Genomic DNA, 19,249 nt, shown 5'->3' on the forward strand with positions numbered 1-19,249 from the left:
CATCCCCCTCCTGCAAATCAATCCGCGAAGAGAATCACAGCTGCCACGCGCCCGATATAAAAAGATTCACAGTCTCGAGGAGTGCGCCAACTATCTCAAAAACTCAGGATATGTTTCCGTATAAAAACATCACGCTCTAGTCGTTCTCTCTAATCGAGCGGCGAATCCGGTCTCACCTCGCCCCGCTTGCGGGGAGAGGTCGAATTCAAGCGGAGCTTGAATTTCGGGCGAGGGGAGTCTCCGCGAGTCCGTCTGCCATTTTGTTCGCGGATAAAGCCCCTCAGCCCAACCCTCTCCTTGTAAGAACGGGGAGAGGGAGAAAGAGACATTGCGCGTGCCAATTGCCGGCACGCGGAATTCTTGCGCGATTGCCTCATCTGGCGCGATTGGTATGGTGCGCGCGGTCGAAAAAACCAAAAAGGAAATAGACCGTGACAACTCGCAAATGTCTGGCGGGCGCTCTCGCCTCCGCCGCGCTCTCGATGCTGACGACGTCAGCTTCGCTCAGTGCCGAAACCACCATCAAGCTTGGAAACACCGCGCCCTACAGCGGGCCCGCATCGGCCTACAGCACCATCGCGCGCGCGGAAGCCGCGTATTTTCAGATGTTGAACGACCAGGGCGGCATCAACGGCCGCAAGATCGAATTCGACAGCCTGGACGATGCCTATTCGCCGTCGAAGACGGTGGAGCAGACACGCAAGCTCGTCGAACAGGATGAGGTGCTTGCGCTGTTCAGTTCCGTCGGCACCGCGCCCAATATCGCCGTTCAGAAATACCTGAACATCAAGCGCGTGCCGCAGCTCTTCGTCTCGTCGGGCGCGACGCGGTGGAACGACCCGAAACAGTTCCCCTGGACCGTCGGCTTCAATCCGACCTACGAACTCGAAGGCAGGCTCTACGCCAAGTACATTCTGCGGACCAAGCCGGACGCCAAGATCGCCGTGATCACGCCGAACGAGGACGCCGGCAAGGATTATCTGAGGGGTTTCAAGGAAGGGCTCGGCGAGCATGTCGGCCAGATCGTATCCGAGACGACCTATCTGACCAGCGATCCGACCATCGATTCACAGATGGTGTCGATGCGCGAGTCCGGCGCAGACGTGTTCTTTGCCGAGGCGACGCCGAAGTTCGCGGCGCAAGCGCTGCGCAAGGCCGCCGGCATGGGCTGGAAACCGCTGATCATCCTGCCGACCGTCTCGAATTCCGTATCCGCCGTGCTCGAACCTGCTGGTCTTGAGAACGCGGTCGGTGTTGTTACTGGCCTGTATCTGAAGGACCCGACTGATCCGCGCTGGGCTGACGATCCCGCGCAGAAGGAATTCTCGGCCTGGATGACGAAGTATCAGCCGAATGCCAGTCCCGGCGACCTCTTCAACGTGCAGGGCTATACGGTTGCAGGCGTGATGGCGGCGGTGCTGAAGAATTGCGAGGACGATCTCAGCCGGGACAACATCATCAAACAGGCCACCAACCTCAACGGCCTCGAACTGCCGATGCTGCTGCCGGGCATCAAGGTGACGACCGAGCCGACCAATGTCACGCCCATCCGGCAAATCCAGATGGCGCGCTTCGACGGCAAGTCATGGGTCCTGTTCGGCGAGGTGCTCGGCGACAAGTGAGGGCGTGCAGGCTCCTTTCACCTCTCCCGCTTGCGGGAGAGGTCGGCGCATAGCGCCGGGTGAGGGCCCTCTCCACGTAATGACTCGTGGAGACACCCTCACCCCCGCCCTCTCCCGCAAGCGGGAGAGGGGGCGCAGCTAACGCAGGCTGGCGTTGATCTTGTCCAGCGCGGCGGAGCCGGGGCAGAGCGCCTTCGCATCCAGCGTATTGAGCGGGGTGTCCACCGTGTTGAGATGGGCGTGCAAATCCTCGGCTTCCGGATCGACGTACAACAGACCGGTGACGATCTGGCCCTTGGCGGCGTGCTTCTGCAGGAAGGTCATCGCGCCCACCCGGTCATGCGGATCGTAATCGGCATCGAGCTTGCGCAGCGCGATCCGCGAGCCGTCGTGCTGCTCGACCACCTGCACGGTGCCGGGCGCATAGTCGACATGGATCGGCTCGCGGCCGACCAGCACGTCGAGCCGGTTCACGGCATCGTTGTGCTCGCGGACATAATCGAAACTCTTGGTCGAGCCGGCGTGATTGTTGAAGGCGATGCAGGGGCTGATGACGTCGATGAAGGACGCGCCCTTGTGCTGGATCGCGGCCGCGATCAACGGCACGAGCTGGGTCTTATCGCCGGAGAAGCTGCGCGCCACGAAGGTGGCGCCGAGCTGCAGCGCGATCGCGACCAGGTCGATCGCATTGTCGGTATTGACCACGCCCTTCTTGGACTTCGAGCCGCGGTCGGCGGTCGCCGAGAACTGACCCTTGGTCAGGCCGTAGACGCCATTATTCTCGACGATATAGGTCATGTTGACGCCGCGGCGGATCGAATGCGCGAACTGGCCGAAGCCGATCGAGGCGCTGTCGCCATCGCCGGAAACGCCGAGATAGATCAGGTCGCGGTTGGCGAGGTTGGCGCCGGTCAGCACCGACGGCATGCGGCCATGGACCGAGTTGAAGCCGTGCGAATTGCCGAGGAAATAGTCCGGCGTTTTCGACGAGCAGCCGATGCCGGAAATCTTCGCGACCCGGTGCGGCTCGATCGAGAGCTCATAGCAGGCCTCGATGATCGATGCCGTAATCGAGTCGTGACCGCAGCCGGCGCACAGCGTCGAGATCTTGCCCTCGTAGTCGCGGTGGGTATAGCCGAGCTCGTTCTTCTTGAGGCCGGGATGATGGAATTTCGGCTTTGCAATGTAGGTCATAACAACACCTGCGGTCCCCGCCGCGTCATGGCCGGGCTTGACCCGGCCATCCACGTACTGGTCAGGAGAAAGAAAGGCGTGGATGCCCGGGTCAAGCCCGGGCATGACGCCGGAGAGATGAAAGGAGAGGTCATGACACGGCCTTGCGCAGAGGGGTCACCTTGAGATGGTCCTGGTGGTCGCCGATCGCGTTGGCAATGAAGCGCGCGGTGATCGGCGTGCCGTCATAATGCAGGATCGGCACCAGCCGCACGGGATCGATGCCGTTCTCGTTGACGATCAATTGCCGGAGTTGCGCGTCGCGGTTCTGCTCGACGACGTAAACGAAATCGTGGTCGGCGATGAAGCTGGCGACGCTGGAGTGGAACGGGAAGGCGCGGATGCGCAGCCGATCCAGATGATGGCCGCGCGCGTCCAGAATCTCGATCGCCTCGTCCATCGCCGGCGCGGTTGAGCCGAAATAGATCACGCCATATTTGGTCGGCTTGGCCGCATTGGCCTGCAGCGGCCGCGGCACCAGGTCCTGCGCGGTCTCGAACTTGCGCACCAGGCGCTGCATGTTGTCGGCGTAGACAGGGCCTTCCTCCGAATAGCGCGCATAGCGGTCGCGCGAGGTGCCGCGAGTGAAGTACGAGCCCTTGGTCGGGTGCGTGCCGGGATAGGTGCGGAAGGGAATGCCGTCGCCGTCGACATCGAGATAGCGGCCGAAATCGCGGCCTTCTTCCAGCATCTCCCTGGTCATCACCTTGCCGCGGTCATATTGCCGGGCGTCGTCCCAGCGCAGCGGCCGGCACAGCCGGTGGTTCATGCCGATATCGAGATCGAGCATCACGAAGATCACGGTCTGCAGCCGCTCGGCAAGATCGAAGGCGGTCGCGGCAAACTCGAACGCCTCCGCCGGATCTTCCGGGAACAGCAGCACATGCTTGGTGTCGCCATGCGAAGCATAGGCGCAGGCGATGATGTCGCATTGCTGGGTGCGCGTCGGCATGCCGGTCGAAGGACCGGCGCGCTGCACATTCATGATCACGGCCGGAATCTCGGCGAAGTAGGAGAGACCGATGAACTCCGTCATCAGGGAGATGCCGGGGCCGGAGGTCGTGGTGAAGGCGCGCGCGCCGTTCCAGGAGGCGCCGATCACGATGCCGATCGAAGCAAGCTCGTCCTCGGCCTGCACGATCGCATATTTCGCCTGGCCGGTCTCCGGATCGTGCCGCAGCTTCTTGCAATGGTTGGTGAAGGCCTCCGCGAGCGAAGATGACGGCGTGATCGGATACCACGCGCAGACCGTGGCGCCGCCATAGACCGCGCCGAGCGCGGCGGCGCTGTTGCCTTCCAGAAAGATGCGATCGCCGACCTTGTCGGCCTTCTTGACCCTGAGCCCGATCGGGCATTTCAGGTTCTGCAGCGCCCAGTCGCGGCCGAGATGCAGCGCATGGACGTTGGAGGAGAGCAGCTTCTCCTTGCCCTTGTACTGCTCGCCGATCAGTTGCTCGATCAGCTTCGGATCCATCTCGAGCAGCGCGGACAGCGCGCCGAGATAGATGATGTTCTTGAACAGTTGGCGCTGGCGCGGATCGGTATAGGTCGAGTTGGTGATCGCGGTCAGCGGCACCCCGATCACGGTGATGTCGGCGCGGAATTTCGACGACGGCATCGGCTTGGTGGAATCGTAGAACAGATACCCGCCAGGCTCGATCGAGGCGACGTCCTTGTCCCAGGTCTGCGGGTTCATCGCCACCATCATGTCGACGCCGCCGCGGGCGCCGAGATGGCCGGCTTCTGTCACCCGCACTTCATACCACGTCGGCAGGCCCTGGATGTTGGAGGGGAAGATGTTGCGCGGTGACACCGGCACGCCGTGGCGCAGGATCGCACGCGCGAACAATTCGTTGGCGCTCGCCGAACCCGAGCCGTTGACGTTGGCGAAGCGGACGACGAAGTCGTTTACGCTGCTGATCGGGCTTTGGACTGACATGTTGATCCCGCGTGAACCATATCGATGAGGTATTTCTGCATGTCCCAGGCACCGGTCGGGCAGCGCTCGGCGCACAGCCCGCAATGCAGGCAGACGTCTTCGTCCTTCGCCATGATACGGCCGGTCTTCAGCCCGTCGGCGATATAGAGTGCCTGGTCGTGATGCGGCGAAGGCGCCTTCAGCCGCTGCCGCAGATCGTCTTCCTCGCCGTTCTCTGTGAAGGTGATGCAATCCATCGGGCAGATGTCGACGCAGGCGTCGCATTCGATGCAGAGCGGCGCGGTGAACACGGTCTGCACGTCGCAGTTCAGGCAGCGCTCGGCTTCGCCGAGCGCAAGCTTGAGGTCGTAGCCGAGCTCGACCTCGGCGCGGATGTCCTTCAGCGCGATCACCTTGTCGCGATGCGGCACCTTGAAGCGCTTGTCGGTGGAGATGTCGTTGTCGTAGCTCCACTCATGGATGCCCATCTTCTGCGAGGAGACGTGCACCTCGGGCAGCGGGCGCTCGTTGATGTCCTCGCCGGACAGCATCTTGTGGATCGACAGCGCGGCATCATGGCCATGCGCCACCGCCCAGATGATGTTCTTCGGGCCGAATGCGGCATCGCCGCCGAAGAACACTTTTGGATTGGTCGAGGCGAAGGTCTTCGGATCGACCTTCGGCATGTGCCATTTGTCGAATTCGATGCCGCAATCGGCCTCGATCCAGGGGAAGGCGTTCTCCTGGCCGACCGCGACCAGCACGTCGTCGCAGGCCACGGTCTCATCGGGCTCGCCTGACGGCACCAGATTGCGCCGGCCCTTGGCGTCATATTCGGCCTTCACCTTCTGGAAGGTGACGCCGGTGAGCTTGCCGTTGTCGTGGATGAAGGCGACCGGCACCATGTAATTGAGGATCGGGATGTCCTCATGGAGCGCGTCTTCCTTCTCCCAGGGCGAGGCCTTCATCTCGTCGAAGCCGGAGCGGACGATCACTTTCACGTCCGCCCCGCCGAGGCGGCGCGCGGTGCGGCAGCAATCCATCGCCGTGTTGCCACCGCCGAGCACGATCACGCGGCGGCCGATTTTCTCGACATGGCCGAACGACACTGACGACAGCCACTCGATGCCGATGTGGATGTTGGCGGCTGCCTCCTTGCGGCCGGGAATGTCGAGCTCGCGGCCGCGCGGCGCACCGGAGCCGACGAAGATCGCGTCATAGTTCTCGGACAGCAGTTGCTTCAGGCTGTCGATGCGGTGGGCGCCCTTGAACTCGATGCCGAGGCCCAGGATGTAGTCGGTTTCCTCGTCGATCACCGAATCCGGCAGGCGGAATTTCGGGATCTGCGTCCGCATCATGCCGCCGGCCTTGGGATCCTGGTCGAACACGGTGCAGTGATAGCCAAGCGGGGCAAGGTCGCGCGCCACCGTGAGCGAAGCGGGGCCGCCGCCGATCAGCACAATGCGCTTGCCGTTCTTCGGCCCGGGCCGTGGCAGGCGGTGCTTGATATCGTCCTTGAAGTCGGCTGCCACGCGCTTCAGGCGGCAGATCGCGACCGGATTTTCCTCGATGCGGCCGCGGCGGCAGGCCGGCTCGCATGGACGGTCGCACGTGCGCCCCAAAATCCCGGGGAACACGTTGGACTTCCAGTTGATCATGTAGGCGTCGCTGTAACGCCCCTCGGCAATCAAACGGATATATTCGGGAACCGGTGTATGGGCGGGGCAGGCCCATTGGCAGTCGACTACTTTGTGAAAGTAGTCCGGCGCCGAGATATCAGTCGGTTTCATTCCTACCTTATCCGCGCGGGACCCAAGTCGGAGCCCAAAGTCAGATGCGCGGCCTTATCTTTGCCTGCGAACGCCCAACGGACGGGCGTTCTTCTGGTTTTCCAATTGCATCATAGACGGCTCTTATTAGAGCCATTCCAGATCAGGCACACAAGCCAATTCTGCGCGACATCAGGCATTCGCGCGGTGCAGCACGCGCCTGCCGCTCAGCTCCATGAAGGCTTTATGCGGCGGTGCAACAATTCGTGACACCGCCGGCGCGGATCACGCGCGGGGCAGGTCGCTCTTGGCGAGGTCCCACATCAGCCGGTAAGTGCCGCTGGAGATCACCAGCGGCTTGCAGGCGGCGTTGTCGGTCACCAGCGCCAAGGCGGCCGGGACGGCCCTTACATCGGTGGCGTCAATCAGCACGAACCAGTCACCGGCGCCCGGCGCGGCATTCGATGCATCTGATGTCAGCGGTTTCGAAAGGGCAGGGTCGTTTTCGATCAAATGGATGGAGATGATCCCATCGAGCTTGGCGGGATCGAGCTGGTCGCGCAGCGCTTCGCGCAGTCTGTCTTTGCCTTCGCCGGGCGGACGAAGCCGGATGATGCCGAGCGCAGCGCCGCGGCCGGTGCCCCGGCTGATGGTGATGCGCGCGACGCCGCGGATCATGTTCTTGAAGCGCGCGATGTTGGCCTTTGACCATTCGGTCTGGTTGGCGAGTGCGGTGCGGTAGGCCGGGCTGTCCAACACCTCGAAGGTCTCAGTCGAGTAGAGGCTGAGATATTTCGGCTTGCCCTCATGTGCGACGTAGCGACGCGCCTCCAGGAAGCCATCAATGGCGACGCGCTCCTCGAGATGCTCGCGGTCATACCAGCGATTGAAATCGGCCTCATCAGCGGGATCGATATCCATCGACGTCAGCAGCATGCCTTTTCCGGCCAGGGGCATTGGTGTTCTCCAGAAGTTTCCAACTGCGGAATTACTGTCCGCCTATTCAGCCGTTCGGTAGCCCTGCCTTGCGCATACCTTCGGCGATCCGTGCGCGCTGCGCGAGGCAGGTCGGGTTGTCCATTGGCGCGATGGCGAGGAAGTGGGAGAGCGTGAAATCGGGATCGAGGGCCAGTCCCGCCTGTACCGAAGCCTGTGCTTCCTCGATCCGCTCGAGATGTGCCAAGGCCGCGGCAAGGTAGAAGTGAACGAACGCGGCGACATTCCGGTTGGTCTCGATGGATCGCCTAAACCAGTAGGCAGCCGCTTCATCGGCTGCAAGATAGGACTGCGCGACACCCGCTGTATTCATCCAACTGAACGCTCGGTTGTCACGTGGCGAAAGCCGAAATGCTTCCATGACGTAGGCTTCAGTTTCTTCGGCTCGACCGAGATAACATTTGCCAAGCCCAATCCATGCGTAAGCTGTGGCCAGATTTCGATCCAGCGCCAAGGCCCGCTCACATTCGGCGATGCCCTGAGCGGCACGCTTGGTAAAAATCTGGACGACGCCAAGAAGGCAATGCGCCATCGCGTGGTTGGGCACGTACGCCAGGACCTTGGTCAAAGACGTCTCGGCCGCCAGAAGGCGTGCGGTCCGGTCGCCGGTCTGCATGGACGTTCCCCGCATGGCATCGACGAATGCCACTCCGACCATCGCCTCAGCGTTGCCGGCATCCAGGCATAAGGCCTGTTCGAAGAACCTGCGCGCATGCGACAGGTTGGCCGGGTCCGATCCTCGGTTCACACACGCCATGCCCTGGAAATACAGGTCCATCGAATCCGGAAGCGGCGCCCGCGCCGCCCGCCGCGCCTCAGCCGTGACCAATTCCGTTCCAAGCTGATTGGCAAGACGCGCGCCGATTTCATCCTGCATGTCGAAGAGATCGGCGATCGGCTTGTCGAACCGTTCTGCCCACAGGTGATTGCCGGTCTCGGCATCAATGAGCTGAACGTTGATACGCATGCGGCTTCCATTACGCTGCACGGAACCCTCGAGGACATAGCGAACGCCGAGTTCTCGACCGATCTGCTTCAGATCGACATGCTTGCCCTTGTAGGTGAAAGCGGTGTTGCGGCCGATCACGAAGATCCCGACCATGCGCGACAGATCCGTGGTCAGGCTCTCGGTCACGCCGTCGACGAAATATTCCTGCTCGGGATCGGAGCTGAGATTGGTGAACGGCAGGACGACCAGCGAAGGTTTATCAGGAATGGCAAAGCCCGGTTTCGGCGAGCCGTCCGACACCGTTGCGCCCGCTGGCACAGCCGATTCGTGCACCGTGCCGATGAAACGGACACCCTTGCGCGGAAACGTTCTGATGAGTCGCTGTTCGTCCCCGGAGTCGCCAATCGCCCTGCGCGCAGCATTCAGGCGCGTGGTCAGGGCCACATCCGAAACGATGCGGCCTTGCCAGATGGCTTTGATGAGATCGTCCTTGCTGACGACGTGGTCCCGGTTGCCGATCAGATAGCCAAGCAAGTCGAATACTTTCGGCGCGACAGCGATGACATCCGCGCCGCGACGCAGCTCGCGCCGGGCGGTATCAAATGAAAAATCTTCAAAAATATAACGCAAGCGACTTCCCCGCACGGCGGCCAATCACGGAAGTTTATGCCCGAACGCAAGAGTAAGCCGACGATAAGGAAAAAGTAAGCCGGAGACCAAGCCTGTCCATCCTCGCCGTGGTACATCCAAAGGTAGAGTAAGCGCGGAATGAGATCAGGTTGGGAGACAGTTGATGATCACACGTCGTGACTTGTTGATCGTGTCGGCGGCCGGCGTCGCGTTCTCTGCCGCGGGTCTCGTGCAGCGTGCCATCGCACAACCATCGGCAAGAACCGTGCATATACTGACAGGCTTTACGCCGGGGTTGCAGGACGCCCTGGCAAGGCTCGTTGCCGGCCAGATGAAGGATTATGCGGAAACGATCGTGGTCGAGACCAGGCCTGGCGCAGCCGGCCGTGTCGCGGTCGAGGCGGTGAAGACGGCTGACGCCGACGGAACCGTCATGCTGTTCGCGCCGCTTGGATTCATGATGCTCTTTCCGCACGTCTACAAGACGCTCAGATATGAGCCGCGCGATTTCACGGCGGTGTCGACCGTCGCCTCGACTCCGACCTTGCTGACGGTCGGTCCGAAGGTGCCGGGTGACGTAAGGACCCTTGCAGATTTCGTCGCCTGGTGCCGCGCCAACCCAAAGCAGGCCACCTACGGCACGGCGGGTGCCGGCACCACGCTGCATTTCCTTGGCGCGATGCTGGGCCGCACCGCGGGCTTCGATTTTCTTCACGTACCCTATCAAGGCAATGGCGCGATCCAGGATTTGGTCAAAGGAGAGATCGCATCGGCCATTATGCCGGTCGGCAGCTCGCTCGGCCTTGTCCGATCCGGAGATCTTCGTGCGCTGGCGACCACCGGACCGCGCCACAGTCCGTTTCTTCCTGATGTGCCGACGGTGCGAGAACTCGGCTATCCCTCGCTTGAGGACCTCACATGGTATGGGTTTTTCGTTCCCGCGCAGACGTCGGCGGGTATTGTCGAGCGCCTCAACGGTTCCATCCAGGCTGCCCTCCGCATCGACGAGGTAAGGTCCGGCATGGCAAAGCTGGCAGTTGAGCCCGACGCGATCGCGATGGGCGACTTCGCCCGGCTGATCGCATCCGAATCCGAACGCTGGAAAGCGATCGTGCAAGCAACGGGATTCACTCCGACCAATTGAAGACTCCGACCGACTGCAGTCCCGGGCTCTCATCCTGTTGGAGGAACACATGAACGGATCAGAATCGATATTCGATCTCGTGCAGTCCCACCGTGTGACGGCGGCGATCTATGCCGCCGCCAAGCTCGACCTCGCGGAGGCGATCGGAGACGATGCAAAATCGATGGCCGAGCTTGCCCGGTTGGTGTCCGCCGACGAAAGCGCGCTGCGCAGGCTGCTCGTTGCGCTGACAACGATTGGGGTCTGCAACCGGGCAAGCGGGGACAGGTTTACGATCACCGACCTCGGCCGACAGCTTGATCGGAATGCCAATCCCTCTTTCAAGGACTGGGTTCTCTTCGAAGGCGAAGTCCTCGTGCGATCCTGGGCCGGCCTTGTCGATTCCGTTCGCTCCGGGAAGACCGCGACCGAGATGCGGGGGGAGGGACACGATCGCTATGCTGTGATGGGCAATTCGCCGGAAGTCGTCAGCCGGTTCAATGCCGCGATGGTCAGTCTGACGCGGAGCCTCGTTCCGAAAATCGTTCAGGCCTACGATTTCTCGACCTCGCGCGTCGTCATGGATCTCGGCGGCGGCTCAGGCGAGCTGATCGCCGGCGTGCTGCTGCATAATCCGCATCTCACGGGAATAGCGTGCGATCTTGCACGCTGCGAGAACGAGGCGCGAGCGCATTTCAATCGGGTCGGCATCGCCGACCGCTGCCGGTTCGTTGCCGGCGATTTCTTCGAGGCGGTCCCGAGCGGCGCCGATACAATCCTGATGAAGAGCATCCTCCATAATTGGAGGGACGATCGGAGCGAGATCATACTGCGCAAGTGCCGGGATGCGCTTCCAGTGGGCGGCAAGCTGATCATCGTCGAGCGGATCATGCCAGAACGTCCGACGACATCAGCTCAAGACCGGGAGCGCGCCATGAGCGACCTTAACATGCTGCGGGAGCCGGGCGGCCTGGAGCGCACCGAAACCCAGTACCGCACCCTTGCCGAGTCGGCCGGCTTCACCTTTGCGGGACTCTCCAGCGCTGGCTCGTTCAGCCTGATTCAGTTCGACAAGATCACGAACTGAGGTCGGTGCGGAAACTCCGAGTCTGGGTCAGCCGAGCCTCGGCCGACGTTAAAGTCTCGCGAGCCAAGCCTCCAGGCGAGTTGGTCCAAGCCGGGCTGTGCCGCTGGGCGTCAGCGAGGCATCGTCGATCGGCGCGCCATAATACTCCGCGGTTGGATCACCGAAAACGAGCCGGCTGTCGCCTGATGCCTTCAGGCGGCGCGCAACGAATTCATCGAAGGGCGCCTTCTCCGGGCCTGCTATATCTATCGTGGCGTTCAGCGGCTGCCCGACCGCAACCTCTGCCAGGCAGTCAACGACATCGTCGGCCGCGATCGGCTGGAACAGGGCCGACGGAACGACAATCCTGTTCCCGACCGCTCCGGTTTCGGCGATGGCGCTCAGGAATTCGAAGAACTGGGTCGCGCGGACGATGGAGTAGGGAACGCCGGACGATTTGATCAGTGTCTCCTGCGCGATCTTGGCACGAAAATAGGCGATATCCGGCGAGCGGTCGGTCCCGACAATCGATAGCGCGACGTGATGCGTCACGCCGGCCGCGGTTTCCGCAGCAACGAGATTGCGGGTGGAACGCTCGAAAAAGTCGAGCACTGCGGCAGGTTCCCAGGATGGCGAATTGGAAACGTCCACCACGACTTGCGCGCCGGTGAGCGCGGCCGCGAGCCCTTCTCCCGTCACCGCGTTCACACCCGACCGCGGAGAGGCCGGCACGGCCTCGTGTCCCTGTTGGCTGAGTTTTGCGACCAGCTTCGATCCGATTAGCCCGGTGCCGCCGATGACGATGATCTTCATGGCACTCTCCCTCAGCGTTTGACGAAGGCGAGTAGTTCCGGATTGACGACTGGGACGGCTCGCCAACAGGTGCAAATATCTCACGAGCCGCTACGTCCAGCAACTCTCGGGAGCGATGATGGAGGATCGCATGAAATGTGGTACTGCGAATGCTGAAAGGCTGAGAGCCGGAGTGGCGGCGGTTCGTGCCTCGGCGAGCAACGATGGAATACGAAGTCGCGATCAGTAGCTCAGGTGTGTTGGATACGCTCCGTGCGTTCGATCCCCATGTCGTCGGCACTCTTCCCTTGGCGATTTCCGTGCCGGGCAGCGATATCGACATCGTCTGTCACGCATTTGACCCGGCGGTCTTTGCCGAGGCGATCTGGAAACAATACCAATCCTGCGATGGCTTCTGTCTTTATCAGTGGACCTCCGCGGGACGACCGGTGGTCGCTCGCTTCGAATGGAGCGGGTGGCCCTTCGAGGTGTTCGGCGACACTCGGCCGGTGGATCAGCAGGACGGCTGGTTGCATTTCGAGATCGAAAGAAGATTGCTGGCGCTCGACGACGGACGCCTCCGCAAGGCCGTCCTTCAGCAAAGGTCGCTCGGGATCAAGACCGAGCCCGCCTTCGCAGCCGTTCTTGGGATAGACGGCGATCCCTATCGCGGCTTGCTCGAACTCGCTTCCGAGACCGACGTTCAGTTGCGCGCTCGGCTGAACTCATTGTGAGGAATTCTCCGACGCGCCGCTCTGTTACCGCCGTAGCTCAAATTCCGTCGCCTTTGTCGGGCCGATGTCGCATGCTTCAATGACGGAGAATGGTAAGCAGGAGCAAGAAGTGCCCTACGCGGACGTTAACGGTCAGCGGCTCTATTACGAGGATACGGGCGGCGCTGGCCCGGCGATTGTCTTCTCGCACGGACTGTTGCTTGACGGCACCATGTTCTCGCCGCAGGTGATGGCGTTCCGGGACAGATACCGCTGCATCGTGTGGGACGAGCGCGGGCATGGGAAGACTGCCACGGAAACGTTGCCCGCCTTTTCGTACTACGATTCCGCAAACGATCTCTCCGCGCTTCTTTCGTTTCTTGGCATCGACAGCGCCATTCTCGTCGGCGTGTCTCAGGGCTCCTTCCTTGGTATGAGATGCGCCTTGATGAATCCCGAACGCGTCCGTGCCTTGGTCTTGATCGCAACGCAGGCGGGCGTAGATGATCCGAAAACACTCGCGAGCTATCGCGCGCTGCTCGGTGCATGGATCGCAGGCAAGCTGCCGGACGAAATCGCCACCACGGTCGAGCACATCATTTTCGGTCCCAACTGGCCTGGCGCCTCCGCATGGAGGGAAAAGTGGCGTGCCATGACAGCGCCAAATCTCTTGAGCTGTCTCGACACGCTCGCTCGCCGAGACGATATCAGCGACAATATCTCCTCGATCCGCGTCCCCGCACTGGTCATCCATGGCGATGCCGATGCCGCGATTCCACTTTCGAGGGCGCAAGCCATGAAGGCAGCAATCCCCAATGCGGAACTGATCCTGATTGCGGGCGGTCACTCCGTCAACATGACCAATCCAGGCCCCGTGAACGCAGCCATCAAGGACTTCCTTGAACGACATCCTCTCGTCTCTTGAGCGCTCCGGGGCCGCAAGGCCAGCCACTCAGCGGGTTGGTACAAAAGCCCGGCACACTCCGATACGAGCCTTTTCCTTTTTCGCTGCAGGCTCGACCGCGGGGGCGGTCGAGCCTTGATGTCCGAGTCCGTCTCAGACGAATAGGATGTCGTTAGTGTGAGCTGCCAGTTGGGCCACTGATACGCCTTGCAGCGTCAGATGGCCCGCATGTGCATCGACTACCACGTTGCCATGGCCATCATCATGAGAGGCATCTAGCACCGCAGCCGCCGTATCTGCGGCAAACATGCCCCGATCGAACTGGAGGAAGTCGTGAAGGACATCAAAGTGTTGAACCGTATTTGCCCCGAACTTGTCGTGGAAGACAAAGGTGTCAGCCTCCAGGTTCGCCTGATCCCCTGCCATCTTGTCTGCGGTAACATTGACGGTGATTGCCTGAACGTCGGTGCCTCCGGGGTGACCGTCGGAGGCCTGGACCTGCACCTCGTAAGCCTTGTGCGGCTGCTTAGGCAAGGACGCGAAGGCGAGTACACCAGTTTGACTATCGATGGTGAAGCTGCTCGCATCTGACCCACCAACGATGGAGTATGTGACGACGTCTCCATTATCGACGTCTTTGGCCTGGACCGTCGTGATCGCAGCATTGTGCACTCGAAGCCAGTAAGTTGCCTCATCGCCCCCGCCGCCGGTCTGAATTACAGGAGCATCGTTCTGACCGATCACGGTGATCGAGGCTGTCGCTGTCGAACTTGCGCCGTGGTTGTCGGTCACAGTGTAGGCGAAAGGCGTCGGTCGCCGTCTGCCCGAGAGCCAGGAATTCAAATTGCCCGTTCGGGTCGTAACTGAACGTCCCGTCGTTGTTGTTTATGACGTTGCCTATGGTGCCGGCAGTGTTGATCGAAAAGCCGTGGGTATCGTCTCTATCGGGATCAGTGAAGTTGGCGGTCAGCGTGACGGCCGGTCCATCCTCGCTCACACTATCTGCAATCGCAATTGCCGACGGAGCGTCGTTGACACCATTTATCGTCAATGCAAACGTGTTGTGCGTCGTGGTTATTCCGTCGCTTACATCGTAATTGAATGTTGCCGTATCCGTTTCCCCAGCAGACAACCCGTTGAACTTGGCGAAACCTGCAGGGGTAAGAGAAATTGTCGATCCCGATAGCGTGTAGTCGCTGCCCAGCAAGAGCGTTTGAGCAAGCGTGGATGTACTGACAGTCGTCACGCTGCTGGCCAGATTTTGCACAAACAGGGTATCATTTTCAGCGTCTGACGCCCCGGTGAGTAGGTTTTGGCTGAGGGTCGGTCCGTCCTCGCCCACCGTTGCCGTCAAAGCAGCCACAGCCGGTGCTGTCTCCACCACCTGCCAACCGATGACATCCATCTCTCTCAGGTCGGTAAGGCTAACGGCGTTCACCACACCAGATGGGCTGAAGGCGAGGAACGAGTCATTTCCCGCACTCGCTGCCCAATCGCCAAAGTCACCATTCGTTGCGGTATTAAAATTGTCTAGATTGGTCGTGCCGCCGTCGATCGAGAAATAACCCGCATTTGTTCCAACGAACTCACGCGTGCCCGCAGCCGAGAACTTAAAGAGATCGAGGGGATGATCGCCCGCGCCGTTGCAACCGTGTTGCCGACGGCATTCAACTCTCGCCCCATGATTTCGGTGAACTCGTGTGCAACGACGCCGAAGAAGTCAAAGGCGCCTGCCGTGATGCCATCCGTACGGTCGTAATCGAAAGTCGCGGTGTTGCTGAAGCGGATGCTGCCATCGGAGGCTGAGCCGTTATTGGCGATCATGCCCAGGGCCATTTCCTCGGCAGGCGTCAAAGTCCAGCTGTGCGTCCCGGTGACCGGATCAGAGTTCGGCAGGCTCGCTACTGCAGTGGCGTCGTCGGCGGACGTGCTGTCATTTACAAGAGCAGTTCTAATGGCAGTGAACGTCTGAGTGTCGAGGGAGTAGGAACTCGCCCCAAGCCCGCCAATGTTCGCGAACGAAATGCTGATATCGATCGATGGGGGGTCGGTGAAATGGGCGTTGAAGAAATTTGCGACCGCTTGAACCGCAGCTTGCTGCGTGGCGTTGACGCTGGAATCGAAGCTAACACTGAAGCTCATCTTAGCCTCCCTGTGCTAACGCGCTGAGATCACGGGGACGCGCCCCGGTACACTCACTCTGTACCTTTAGGAGACCAAAAGCGAGGGATCAGTCGGTCTTTGACATGGCGAGCGACTACAACTCGGGCCCGAGCTGGTTGCGTGCTAGCGCCTCAAGCCGTGCACTGCTCGGATGAGTGCGTTTAGGGGTGTCCACGCATCATTGCTGCGGTGCATGCGTCCGTTCCTCCGCTGCGTCAATGAAAAAGCTACTCTAAGTGTTCGGCGTTGATCGGACTATTTGAAATTGTGCCGATGCGCCAAGCGGACCTTCACAACGCTCGGCAGGGCGGTCGCTTCACCTGCGGCCGTCGGCAATTCCGGATCGGGAGACGGTCTGTCGGAATTGCCCCGGCGGATCATTCTCGACAAAACTCCAGCAGCGATCATTTTCGGCGGTAGCGAAGCGCATCGACCAGCAGCGAGAATGTCGGCGATGGCTGCCTGCGGCTCGGGTAATAGAGGTGATAGCCGGAGAACGGCGGGCACCAGTCCGACAGGACGCGCACAAGCTGGCCGCTCGACAAATACGGCTGCACATGTCCCTCGGTCAGGTAGGCGAGCCCGAAGCCTTTCAAGGCGGCGCTGAGGAGCGCGCCGGCGCCATTGAAGACAAGCTGGCCCTCGACGCGCACATTCACTTCACGCCCGTTCTTCTCGAATTCCCAGGCATAGAGGCTGCCGCCATGCGTGGGCAGGCGCAGGTTGATGCAGTTGTGATGAGTCAGATCCTGCGGCGTCCGCGGCCGCTTCCGCTTGGAGAAGTAGGAGGGCGCGCCCACGACCGCCATGCGCAGGTCCGGCCCCACCCGGACAGCGATCATGTCCTTTGCCACCAATTCGCCCGGCCGAATCCCGGCGTCGTACTGGGCCGCGACGATGTTGGTGAGACCGTAGTCGATCAGAACCTCGACCTTGATATCCGGGTACTGCGGCAGGATGCTCGCCAGGGCAGGCATCAGGATCGCGTCGGCGGCATGTTCCGTGGCGGTGATCCGGATCGTGCCTGCCGGCTTCTCGCGCAGTTCGCCCAAGGCCGCCAGCTCGACATCCATCTCGTCGAACTTGGGCCCGATCTTCAGGAACAGCCGTTCGCCGGCCTGAGTTGGTGTGACGCTCCGGGTCGTGCGGTTCAGCAACCTGACACCCAACCGCTCTTCCAGGCCGCGGACGATCTCGCTGAGGGTCGGTTGCGAGATTCCGAGCTTTGCCGCCGCCCGGGTGAAACTTCGCTCCCGCGCCACTGCCAGAAAGGCAAGTAGATCGCTCGCGTTCTCGCGGTCCATTTATAGGCCACTCCGATAAATCTGATCGGATTTTATCATCTAATCCTCGGATGCCCAAAGCGCTACGTTCGCCCGCGATCGCTGACCCAGCCATCTGCTACCGAGGAGAGTTCTCCATGAGAGTGCTCGCAGCCGCCGCCGTCTCACTCTGTCTGACGGCGCAGGCTTCGGCCCAGACGTCCGCAACCAATGGAGCGAGAACGATGCCCACGCCCCAGGATATTCGGGCGGTCGCGCCCGCCCTCGAAAATTACGCGCAAGGCGTTGTGCTTGGCGATCTCTGGAAGAGGCCCGGCCTCTCGGCGCGGGATCGCAGCATCGTGACCGTCGCAGCCCTGATCGCCCGCGCCCAGACGGTCGAGCTGCCATACTATCTCGATCTCGCCATCGACAATGGCGTGAAGCCGTCGGAGCTGTCGGAAATCATCACGCATCTGGCGTTCTACACCGGCTGGGCGAATGCAACGAACGCGATTCCGGCCGCGCGCGAGGTCTTCAGGAGCCGCAACATCGGAGCCGATCAGCTCCCGCGGGCGTCCGGACCGCAGCTCCCCCTCGACGAGGCCGCGGAGACGCAGCGGGCGACGCGCGTCGGGCAGCAGTTCGGCGAGATCACGCCCAGTCTTGTTCAGTACACGACCGACGTGCTGTTCCGCGATCTCTGGCTGAGACCGGGCCTTGCCCCTCGGGACCGCAGCCTCGTCACCGTAAGCGCCCTTGTGGCGACCGGACAGGTCGCGCAAATCACCTATCACCTGAACCGGGCGATGGATAACGGATTGACGCGGGAAGAGGCCGGAGAGGTGCTCGGCCATCTGGCCTTCTATGCCGGCTGGCCCAACGCGTTTTCCGCGGCGCCGGTGGTCAAGGAGGTGATCGAGAAGCGGCCCCGCTAGCATGATCCGGACGTACTCGCGTCGACGATTGATCGCTGGCAGCGCGGCCGGGTTCGCCCTGACCGTGATCGGCCCGGCCGCGGCGGAGAAGTCGGCCGCCGAGCGAAGGAGTGGAGACATGGATATCGAGATCAAGCGAAATGGTTCGCGGCCCGCTGCCAAGGGCTCGCCGGACTGGTTCACCGGTTCGGTCCGCGTCGAGCCGTTGTTTCAGGCGCCTGATCCGGCGCGGGTCGGCGCCGGGCAGGTCACCTTTGAGCCCGGTGCCCGGACCGCCTGGCATACGCATCCGCTCGGCCAGACATTGATCATCACCTCGGGACTGGGATGGGTGCGGCGCGACGGCGGACCGATCGAGGAGGTGCGGCCGGGCGATGTGGTGTGGTTCCCGCCAGGCCTGAGGCACTGGCATGGAGCGACGCCGACCACTGCAATGACCCACATCGCCATCCAGGAATCGCTCGAGGGCAAGAATGTCGACTGGATGGAGAAGGTCAGCGACGCGCAATACCGCAAGTGATGACTGGATAGCCCACGTCATCTGCCTCATGGCTGCGAGCGTTGGAGGCCGTACGCTTCTCAGCTCTTCAACGCTGCTCGCACGAAGAGGGGTTCTGCGATCTCGAGTGGCTTCAGCGGGGCGCCCGCTTCCGAGAAACGCTTCCAGTAGGAAAGACTCCCGGCAACATCGACATGCATGATCTCGAGCTTGAGATCGTCCGGATCGGAGAAGAAGAACGCGTAGTAGCCGGGCTCATAGTCGTACTCGGCCGGCGGATCGAGGATCGGCACGTTCCTATCCTTTAGAAACCGATAGAAGGCGTCGACCTCGTCTCGAGAACTGACATTCCAGGCGAGGTGGTGGAAGCCCGGCGAATAGCGATCGTGGGTCTTGTTCGGGCTGTCCGGATTCGAAATGCTCATGATAAACCAATGCAGCGTTCCATGTGGCGCCCAGCTCGCCCAGGCGAGGCGCGTGACGCTTTCCTCCATCAGGAGATAGCCAAGCCGCTCCATAACGGGTTGATAAACATCCCTGGCTCGCGCGACATCGGAGACAGTCAGCCGCAAGTGATTGATCGTGCCGGTGCGGTCGGTGTGCGGCTGGCCCGGCACCACATTTTTCGGATCTCTGCGCATATTTCTCTCCAAAGCATGACGGTTGGGGGCG

The 19,249-nt window shown here is 61.5% G+C and carries 18 protein-coding genes; 7 read left to right on the forward strand and 11 right to left on the reverse strand.

Annotation, left to right across the window (positions count from 1 at the left end):
- Window positions 1-431: 431 nt before the first annotated feature.
- Window positions 432-1,622, forward strand: a complete 1,191-nt coding sequence (locus ACZXDY_RS20215) for an ABC transporter substrate-binding protein (protein WP_464346693.1) — start codon at window positions 432-434, stop codon at window positions 1,620-1,622.
- Between the two features lie 138 nt (window positions 1,623-1,760).
- Here the strand turns inward: ACZXDY_RS20215 and ACZXDY_RS20220 are convergent, their stop codons facing one another.
- From ACZXDY_RS20220 to ACZXDY_RS20240, 5 genes are all read right to left on the reverse strand, one after another.
- Window positions 1,761-2,816 (reverse strand): 2-oxoacid:ferredoxin oxidoreductase subunit beta, encoded by a 1,056-nt coding sequence (locus ACZXDY_RS20220; RefSeq protein ID WP_028166056.1) that lies wholly within the window; start codon window positions 2,814-2,816, stop codon window positions 1,761-1,763.
- 130 nt (window positions 2,817-2,946) lie between these two features.
- Entirely contained in the window at window positions 2,947-4,794 is a 1,848-nt protein-coding gene (locus tag ACZXDY_RS20225) for a 2-oxoacid:acceptor oxidoreductase subunit alpha (RefSeq protein WP_028166057.1), read from the reverse strand.
- On the reverse strand, window positions 4,764-6,563 hold the full coding sequence (locus tag ACZXDY_RS20230; RefSeq protein ID WP_464346694.1) for an FAD-dependent oxidoreductase: 1,800 nt from the start codon (window positions 6,561-6,563) through the stop codon (window positions 4,764-4,766). The genes ACZXDY_RS20225 and ACZXDY_RS20230 overlap by 31 nt, the downstream gene beginning before the upstream one ends.
- 264 nt (window positions 6,564-6,827) lie before the next feature.
- Window positions 6,828-7,499, reverse strand: coding sequence for a DUF4286 family protein (locus ACZXDY_RS20235; protein ID WP_028166059.1), 672 nt, complete (start codon window positions 7,497-7,499; stop codon window positions 6,828-6,830).
- A gap of 46 nt (window positions 7,500-7,545) precedes the next feature.
- Window positions 7,546-9,117 (reverse strand): winged helix-turn-helix domain-containing tetratricopeptide repeat protein, encoded by a 1,572-nt coding sequence (locus tag ACZXDY_RS20240; RefSeq protein WP_464346695.1) that lies wholly within the window; start codon window positions 9,115-9,117, stop codon window positions 7,546-7,548.
- A gap of 163 nt (window positions 9,118-9,280) precedes the next feature.
- Between ACZXDY_RS20240 and ACZXDY_RS20245 the strand changes: the two genes are divergently transcribed.
- On the forward strand, window positions 9,281-10,261 hold the full coding sequence (locus ACZXDY_RS20245) for a Bug family tripartite tricarboxylate transporter substrate binding protein (RefSeq protein ID WP_464346696.1): 981 nt from the start codon (window positions 9,281-9,283) through the stop codon (window positions 10,259-10,261).
- A gap of 49 nt (window positions 10,262-10,310) precedes the next feature.
- Window positions 10,311-11,327 carry a methyltransferase gene (locus tag ACZXDY_RS20250; protein WP_464346697.1) on the forward strand — a complete coding sequence of 339 codons (1,017 nt, stop codon included), beginning with the start codon at window positions 10,311-10,313 and terminating at the stop codon, window positions 11,325-11,327.
- A gap of 48 nt (window positions 11,328-11,375) precedes the next feature.
- On the opposite strand, the gene ACZXDY_RS20255 is transcribed toward ACZXDY_RS20250, so the two are convergent.
- A complete protein-coding gene (locus tag ACZXDY_RS20255; RefSeq protein ID WP_464346698.1) occupies window positions 11,376-12,119 on the reverse strand; it encodes an SDR family oxidoreductase in 744 nt (247 codons plus the stop codon).
- 203 nt (window positions 12,120-12,322) lie between these two features.
- Between ACZXDY_RS20255 and ACZXDY_RS20260 the strand changes: the two genes are divergently transcribed.
- Window positions 12,323-12,832 carry a DUF4269 domain-containing protein gene (locus tag ACZXDY_RS20260; protein ID WP_464346699.1) on the forward strand — a complete coding sequence of 170 codons (510 nt, stop codon included), beginning with the start codon at window positions 12,323-12,325 and terminating at the stop codon, window positions 12,830-12,832.
- Between the two features lie 109 nt (window positions 12,833-12,941).
- Entirely contained in the window at window positions 12,942-13,736 is a 795-nt protein-coding gene (locus ACZXDY_RS20265; protein ID WP_464346700.1) for an alpha/beta fold hydrolase, read from the forward strand.
- Between the two features lie 132 nt (window positions 13,737-13,868).
- Here the strand turns inward: ACZXDY_RS20265 and ACZXDY_RS20270 are convergent, their stop codons facing one another.
- From ACZXDY_RS20270 to ACZXDY_RS20285, 4 genes are all read right to left on the reverse strand, one after another.
- Window positions 13,869-14,459 (reverse strand): cadherin repeat domain-containing protein, encoded by a 591-nt coding sequence (locus tag ACZXDY_RS20270; protein ID WP_464346701.1) that lies wholly within the window; start codon window positions 14,457-14,459, stop codon window positions 13,869-13,871.
- Window positions 14,407-15,120, reverse strand: coding sequence for a cadherin-like domain-containing protein (locus ACZXDY_RS20275; RefSeq protein WP_464346702.1), 714 nt, complete (start codon window positions 15,118-15,120; stop codon window positions 14,407-14,409). The genes ACZXDY_RS20270 and ACZXDY_RS20275 overlap by 53 nt, the downstream gene beginning before the upstream one ends.
- Before the next feature lie 125 nt (window positions 15,121-15,245).
- On the reverse strand, window positions 15,246-15,857 hold the full coding sequence (locus ACZXDY_RS20280; protein ID WP_464346703.1) for an NF038122 family metalloprotease: 612 nt from the start codon (window positions 15,855-15,857) through the stop codon (window positions 15,246-15,248).
- 425 nt (window positions 15,858-16,282) lie between these two features.
- Window positions 16,283-17,182, reverse strand: coding sequence for a LysR family transcriptional regulator (locus ACZXDY_RS20285; protein WP_464346704.1), 900 nt, complete (start codon window positions 17,180-17,182; stop codon window positions 16,283-16,285).
- Between the two features lie 116 nt (window positions 17,183-17,298).
- Here ACZXDY_RS20285 and ACZXDY_RS20290 point away from each other — a divergent pair, with 116 nt between their 5' ends.
- The gene (locus tag ACZXDY_RS20290; RefSeq protein ID WP_464346705.1) at window positions 17,299-18,078 is read left to right on the forward strand and encodes a carboxymuconolactone decarboxylase family protein; all 780 of its coding nucleotides are present in this window, start codon (window positions 17,299-17,301) and stop codon (window positions 18,076-18,078) included.
- A gap of 124 nt (window positions 18,079-18,202) precedes the next feature.
- Complete coding sequence (locus ACZXDY_RS20295; RefSeq protein WP_464346746.1) at window positions 18,203-18,598, forward strand: (R)-mandelonitrile lyase; 396 nt, start codon at window positions 18,203-18,205, stop codon at window positions 18,596-18,598.
- Between the two features lie 59 nt (window positions 18,599-18,657).
- On the opposite strand, the gene ACZXDY_RS20300 is transcribed toward ACZXDY_RS20295, so the two are convergent.
- The gene (locus ACZXDY_RS20300) at window positions 18,658-19,218 is read right to left on the reverse strand and encodes a VOC family protein (RefSeq protein WP_464346706.1); all 561 of its coding nucleotides are present in this window, start codon (window positions 19,216-19,218) and stop codon (window positions 18,658-18,660) included.
- Window positions 19,219-19,249 lie beyond the last annotated feature (31 nt).

This window comes from Bradyrhizobium sp. LeoB3, assembly GCF_055456055.1.